General features: G+C 41.8%; 6 protein-coding genes and 2 pseudogenes. 6 read left to right on the top strand and 2 right to left on the bottom strand.

Translation table 11 applies throughout. From position 1 onward, the window contains the following. Positions 1-103 precede the first annotated feature (103 nt). Positions 104-505 (top strand): annotated as a pseudogene (locus ACEYW6_RS11780) (WD40 repeat domain-containing protein); the annotation flags it as partial. A gap of 10 nt (positions 506-515) precedes the next feature. On the opposite strand, the gene ACEYW6_RS11775 reads toward ACEYW6_RS11780, so the two are convergent. Beyond that, the gene (locus ACEYW6_RS11775; RefSeq protein WP_012410744.1) at positions 516-815 is read right to left on the bottom strand and encodes a 30S ribosomal protein PSRP-3; all 300 of its coding nucleotides are present in this window, start codon (positions 813-815) and stop codon (positions 516-518) included. Between the two features lie 224 nt (positions 816-1,039). On the opposite strand from ACEYW6_RS11775, the gene ACEYW6_RS11770 reads away from it, so the two are divergent. The 3 genes from ACEYW6_RS11770 (at position 1,040) to ACEYW6_RS11760 (ending at position 3,833) form a co-directional block, all read left to right on the top strand. Beyond that, positions 1,040-1,510 carry a DUF29 domain-containing protein gene (locus ACEYW6_RS11770; protein ID WP_412979827.1) on the top strand — a complete coding sequence of 157 codons (471 nt, stop codon included), beginning with the start codon at positions 1,040-1,042 and terminating at the stop codon, positions 1,508-1,510. A gap of 44 nt (positions 1,511-1,554) precedes the next feature. Continuing rightward, positions 1,555-2,358: a TIGR01548 family HAD-type hydrolase gene (locus tag ACEYW6_RS11765; RefSeq protein ID WP_412979826.1), complete on the top strand. Its 804-nt coding sequence runs from the start codon at positions 1,555-1,557 to the stop codon at positions 2,356-2,358. An 86-nt stretch (positions 2,359-2,444) separates the two neighbouring features. Further along, a complete protein-coding gene (locus tag ACEYW6_RS11760) occupies positions 2,445-3,833 on the top strand; it encodes a cytochrome P450 (protein ID WP_412979825.1) in 1,389 nt (462 codons plus the stop codon). Between the two features lie 219 nt (positions 3,834-4,052). Here ACEYW6_RS11760 and ACEYW6_RS11755 read toward each other — a convergent pair whose 3' ends face one another. Beyond that, entirely contained in the window at positions 4,053-4,856 is an 804-nt protein-coding gene (locus ACEYW6_RS11755) for a tetratricopeptide repeat protein (protein WP_412979824.1), read from the bottom strand. A gap of 503 nt (positions 4,857-5,359) precedes the next feature. On the opposite strand from ACEYW6_RS11755, the gene ACEYW6_RS11750 reads away from it, so the two are divergent. Both ACEYW6_RS11750 and ACEYW6_RS11745 read left to right on the top strand, forming a co-directional pair. Then, on the top strand, positions 5,360-5,602 hold the full coding sequence (locus tag ACEYW6_RS11750; protein ID WP_412979823.1) for a hypothetical protein: 243 nt from the start codon (positions 5,360-5,362) through the stop codon (positions 5,600-5,602). Between the two features lie 65 nt (positions 5,603-5,667). Further along, positions 5,668-6,168 (top strand): annotated as a pseudogene (locus ACEYW6_RS11745) (hypothetical protein); the annotation flags it as partial.

The following is a 6,168-nucleotide window of genomic DNA, read 5'->3' as shown; positions in this document are numbered from 1 at the left end:
TTCTTTTCCTCGTACCCCTGTTGATGAATTTTACTGTTATAACTCCTCCTAACTGTAAAAAACCTACACTTGTCAGCTGCCCCCTGCCCCCTTGCCTCCTGTTGAAAACCGCCCATGCTATAGCTTGTTAGGCACCCTTTCGGGTCATGCATGGGCGGTTTTGACAGTCGCTTTTAGTCCCGATGGGAATATTTTGGCGACGGGTAGTGATGATAACACTATTAAATTGTGGGAGGTAAACACTAGTCAGCTAATTTGCACACTTGTAGGCCATTCTTGGTCTGTGGTGGCTGTGGCTTTTACTGCGGATGGTGAAACGCTCCTAAGTGCAAGTTGCGACAAAACAGTTAAACTTTGGAGGGTAAGCACAGCAGAAGAGATTGTTACTCTCTCTGGTCATATAGACTCAGTATCTGCTGTTGCTGTGAGCAAAGTTACACAATTAATTGCAAGTGGCAGCCGGGACAAGACTATCAAACTGTGGCAGCTTGTAGAATCTAGCTAATTTTGTAATATCAGGCGCTACCTGTGAAGGCAACTTCTGGAAATTTCAACTGAGCTTCTGCCATTGGACGGTTTCTGCCTTCCTCTTGCCAGTAGTTAATCACTTCTGTCGCTTTATTAAGCAACTCGACACGATCCAGGTCAGTAATCCAATGTTTGGACTCTAATTCCTTTTTTAACTCTTCCCAGGCATCATTTCTGGGCCAAAAGAAGTACTTAGTCAAAGGACTGGTGCCTTTGCCTACAATTTGATCGACTGCTAGAGCAACGTTTTCGTCTAACCACAGAATTTTCAAAATAAACTTGGTCAATCACACCTCCGGGAATTTCCGGGCATTACTGAACTAGGATAGCGATCGCTTATTTTAACGCAATACCCTATCAAATGACCAAACAGTGATTGGATTGGGCTAGCATAAGGTGTAAGTCGGTGCTAACAAAGATGCTTATGACCGAAATAGACCCATGATACAGAGCAAGTAAATTTGTTTATGGGAATTTTGACTTTTGACTTTTGACTTCGGAGCGAAGCGACGTGACTGCCCAACTGCCCCAATCTCAAACAACATCTAGTTCAGATTTGTATGAGCAAGACTTTTACCTGTGGATTCAAACCACGGCAGAACTGCTTAAACAAGGTCGGCTTACAGAACTGGATTTGGAGAATTTGATTGATGAAATTGAAACGATGGGCAGGAGTGAAAAGAAAGCACTGAGAAGCAACTTAGAAGTGGTGCTAATGCACCTATTGAAGTATAAATATCAAGCCGAGAAGCGCTCTGGTAGTTGGCGAGCAACAATTCGGGAGCATCGCAAACGCATTAGACAAGCTCTAGAAGAAAGTCCTAGCCTCAAACCATATTTTGATGAGGTTTTCGGGCTGTGTTATGACGATGCTAGACTCTTAGCTGCTGATGAAACTGAATTGGGTGTCGCTACCTTCCCCGAACAATCTCCTTTCACGCCAGAGCAAGCCCTCGACCCCGATTTTTTACCTGAGTCATGATCTCAGGTTTTATGATGATGTAAAACTCTTTTGCTTCCTACTCCATGACTCAAAAAACTTCTACAAAAGCGATCGTTATTTTCGATATTGATGGCGTTGTGCGCGATGTTAGCGGTTCCTATCGCCGTGCGATCGCAGATACCGTGGAATATTTTACCACCCAAGCATATCGTCCAACCCCACTGGATATTGACCAGTTGAAGTCTGAAGGCGTGTGGAATAACGATTGGGAAGCATCGCAGGAATTAATTTACCGCTACTTTGAAACCCAAGGACAGAGCCGTGAGCAACTGCAACTAGATTACAGTGCGATCGTTGCTTTTTTTCAATCCCGTTATCGAGGCCCAGACCCAAATAATTTTACTGGGTATATCTGTAATGAACCTTTGTTATTGCAACCTAGCTATTTAGAGCAACTTACCCAAGCGGAGATTGCCTGGGGATTTTTCAGCGGTGCTACTCGTGGTTCTGCTAACTATATTTTGGAAAAACGGTTGGGTTTACAGTCTCCAGTATTGATTGCTATGGAGGATGCACCAGGGAAACCTGACCCTACTGGACTTTTTGCTACAGTTCGTAAATTGGAAAATGGAATTGAGCAAACATCAGCGATCCTATACGTAGGAGATACGGTAGCAGATATGTATACTGTAGAGAAAGCGCGGAATCTAGATTCTTCTCGCACTTGGCTTGGTGTAGGGGTTTTACCGCCCCACGTACAGGAGACAGCAGCCCGTAGTGATGCATATAGTGAGACACTAATAGCAGCCGGAGCAACAGTAGTTTTACGCAATGTTCAGGAATTGAACCCAAGGCAGATTCAAAAGTTGGTAAGTTCATCTGCCTGATCTGTGTTCTAAAATCAATCAAGCTATGCGTGGATGAATGACTAGCTGATAACAATTATGCTCCAATTATTGGGAGATAAATAAAAATGTCTGCACTTAAACTGCCTAATGGCCCCCAAACTCACCCTTGGGTACAGACGTATCAATGGCTGACTAACCCATTGGAATACATGGAAGACTGTGCTAAAAGCTATGGTGATATGTTCACTCTCCGAATTGGCCCAGTTTTTACTCCTCAAGTCTTCATTAGTAATCCTCAAGCAATTCAGCAGATTTTTACCACAGATCCAAAACAGTTAGATTCTGGTGCAGCAGCAGGTTCAAGCTCGCCTTTATTGGGGCCAAATTCTCTACTATCCTTAGAAGGAAAACCTCACCAACGCCAGCGTAAACTGCTGACACCTCCTCTACATGGTGAAAGAATGCAGGCTTACGGTGATTTAATCTGTGAAATCACCCAGCAAGTAACTAGTGAGTGGCCAGTCGGAGAAAGCTTTACAGTCTTGTCATCCATGCAAGAAATTTCCTTTCAGGTGATTTTGAAGGCTGTATTTGGTCTAAAAGACGGACTTCGTTATGAAAAACTCAAAGAAATCCTGATTGCGATCCTGAATCCAAAAAGACCTATTGTACGGGCAATACTGCTCATGTTCCCATTATTACGACAGGATTTAGGGCCTCGTAGTCCTTGGGGAAGTTATCTACGTTTGCGGCAGGAAATGGATGATCTCATCTATGCTGAAATTCAAGAAAGGCGATCGCTTGCCGATCAGTCTCGAAGTGATATTCTGTCTTTGATGATGGCGGCTCGTGATGAAGCAGGTGAGCCGATGACAGACTTGGAATTACGTGATGAGTTGATGACTTTGTTGGTTGCAGGTCATGAAACTACGGCTAGTTCTTTGGCATGGGCGCTGTACTGGATTCATCATCAGCCTGAAGTAAGGGAAAAACTGATACAAGAACTGGATAGCCTCGGTGACAACAAAGACCCAAACGCCATTTTCCGATTACCTTATTTGAATGCAGTTTGTTCGGAAACAATGCGCCTGTATCCAGTGGCAATGTTGGGATTAAATCGATTGGTTAAATCACCTTTAGAAATTGCAGGCTACAAATTTGACCCTGGTACTATATTGGTTCCTTGTATTTATTTGAACCATCATCGAGAAGATTTATATCCCAATTCAAAACAGTTTCAGCCAGATCGTTTTCTAGAACGCCAATTTAGTCCAGCTGAATATTTGCCCTTTGGTGGTGGTAATCGTCGCTGTATTGGCATGGCATTTGCCCTGTTTGAAATGAAACTGGTATTGGCAACTGTACTATCTACTTGGCAAATGAAACTAGCTGATACAAAACCAGTACTCCCAGTTCGGAAAAGCTTCCTCTTAGCACCAGGCGGTGGTGTACCAATGGTGGTAACTGGAAAGCGTCAGCAAAATCAGCGAGTTCTTGAGATTAACTCAGTGTAGAAAGTCTCAGAATCAGGTGGGAGCGATTGCTTCGCTTCCCCTTTTGATTTACCTGCTAACATTTTGAGGAGTCTACGCACAGCGTCTGTTATAGAATAATTCGTAGAGTGTGCGTAAGTCCTATTAATTATGAATTACGTTAGCGAGTCCGCGTACTCTGTAAGAGTTGCAAGCTACGCTTTTAGCATCTCGTAGAGAGCGTGATTACGAATTATTTAATTACTGGATTTTCAAGAACTTATCCAAAGCTGTAACTAGGCTGGGAGGCCAACGACGGATATTTTTTACCCAGTCGATATCCTTATAGCGGCTATCAAGTCCATAAGCTGCTACCCAGTTGCTTTCGGCTTCACCTTGTTCTCCATTTACCCAATATGCAGCTGTGAGGGCGGCACGCACATCAGCAAATTTCGAGTATTTACGGGCGATATTTCGCATCTCACGGATTGCTTGCTCTTTTTGACCAGTTTCATACAGAGCGAGGGCGTAGTTAGCACGGGCGAAGGCAAAATTTGGGGCTATCTCATTAGATTTTTTGTAATCTGCGATCGCATCTTCCCATTTTCCTAAACCTGTTTTGGCATTGCCGCGATTGTTATATGCCATCGCATCGTTAGGATCGAGTTCTAAGACATGATTATAATCTGCGATCGCATCTTCCCATTTTCCTAACCCTTCCAACGCCGCACCCCGATTTAAATATGGATCGGTGACATTTGGCGCTAGTTCTATGGCTTTGTTATAATCTGCCAGCGCCTCTTGCAATTTATTCTGACTCACCCGCGAATTTCCCCGGTTACTCCACGCCCCGGCATTTGTCGGAAATTGCTCAATAATCTTTGTCCAGTAAGTTTCAGCCGTAGCAAAATCACCTTGATTCGTCGCTGTAAACGCTTGATTTGCCCACTCATCGCCTTGTTTTAACTGTTCTTGAGTAATGGGCTGCTGAGATTGTGCCATAACTGGTGTACCCCAGCCAAATATAAGTAACAGACTGAGAAAAATACCAATCAACTTAATCATCTGGGTTTATCTGTGTTTTTATGTGGTTTAGAATCCACAATTTATTATTGTAATAACTTATTTGTTATGCAAGAGATTAGTTTATAAGTCAATAAATTAAAGTATTGTCCCCATAGGATAGTGCAAAAAATAAGATTTTTTTACTGCCCGTTAATATCTTGATACATAATTAAGTTTAGTAAAAATTGATACATACAAATAGTGTTCTTATCTCTTGTTGCCACTTTGAAGAGAAAAAACGCTATGCCTACTCTAAACATCAGATAAAGTTATAAATTGTGCATAGACCTATATTGATTTTCGCAGATATTACCTTCTATTTTTGGCATTTTAAGTCTTCTTGTTGCTAAAACAATTAAAAGCAAAGAGTAAAACTTAACTTTTACAAAAATGTCTGAGAAGGAATCCGAAAATGGCTGACTTCAACTTGTAGACTAATCTATACCTCCAAAGGTGAGACTAACCCTAACAATATTCGTCATTATTATAAATGGCTAAAAGTTATGAGTAACGATTCAAATTACAATCACCAAAATCAAGAAGCTAAAACCAATAAGGGGAATGTCCTTCAGGTCGGTAGAGACTATACTCAGACCACTAATACCAAAATTAGTGTGTGGATTTCAGTCATTTTTGTTGCCATATTAGCTATTGGTGCATCTGTTATGCTTCGTCTGAATGGAAAAGTACCAGGTTTGGGAATTGATATAACACCAGAGACTTCCACACCACAATCGCCTAAGTAGTTAATTGTAATCAAAAAAATAAAACGCTCTTGTCTAGTTCCACTTTTATTTAAGAGGGGTTAACAATGACTTTAGATAAACCACCTTACGAACATAATGGTTCTCAAGTTGGAAGTGCTGGAAAGAACTTAATTCAAGTTGGACGTGATTACGTCAGATACCTAAAGTTAAATATTGATTCTGGCAATATCAGCGTTGTAATTTTAAATGGAATTGTCATTGTTTTAGTTATATTAGGAACAATTAGTGCGGCTAAATCAGTTACAAATGTAGCCCAATCTTTTAGAAGTAAAGACAATAACCCAGTAAAATTACAACCAGACTTGTCTGGGATGTGTACACCAGAAATGGCTAGGCTAAACTTGCAAATTGCACGCCAAGTTGCTGATTTAAAAAATCAAGGTGTAATCACTTCTGAATTAATATCACAGTTGCCAAGTCTTGAGGAATTGAAAGGTGAACCAGGCCCCCAAGGTCTTAAAGGCGAAACAGGCCCCCAAGGTCTTAAAGGCGAAACAGGCCCCCAAGGTCTTAAAGGCGAAACAGGCCCCCAAGGTCTTAAAGGC

This window comes from Nostoc sp. UIC 10607 (assembly GCF_047228265.1).
GTDB classification, from domain to species: Bacteria; Cyanobacteriota; Cyanobacteriia; order Cyanobacteriales; family Nostocaceae; genus Nostoc; species Nostoc foliaceum_A.
The sequence above is the reverse complement of the archived record's forward strand: the minus strand, read 5'-3'. Positions and strand labels throughout refer to the sequence as shown.

Bases quoted from the DNA above. Each gene is read 5' to 3' on its own strand.
- ACEYW6_RS11765 (WP_412979826.1), top strand. From the start codon at position 1,555: ATGACTCAAAAAACTTCTACAAAAGCGATCGTTATTTTCGATATTGAT.
- ACEYW6_RS11760 (WP_412979825.1), top strand. From the start codon at position 2,445: ATGTCTGCACTTAAACTGCCTAATGGCCCCCAAACTCACCCTTGGGTA.
- ACEYW6_RS11755 (WP_412979824.1), bottom strand. From the start codon at position 4,856: ATGATTAAGTTGATTGGTATTTTTCTCAGTCTGTTACTTATATTTGGC.
- ACEYW6_RS11750 (WP_412979823.1), top strand. From the start codon at position 5,360: ATGAGTAACGATTCAAATTACAATCACCAAAATCAAGAAGCTAAAACC.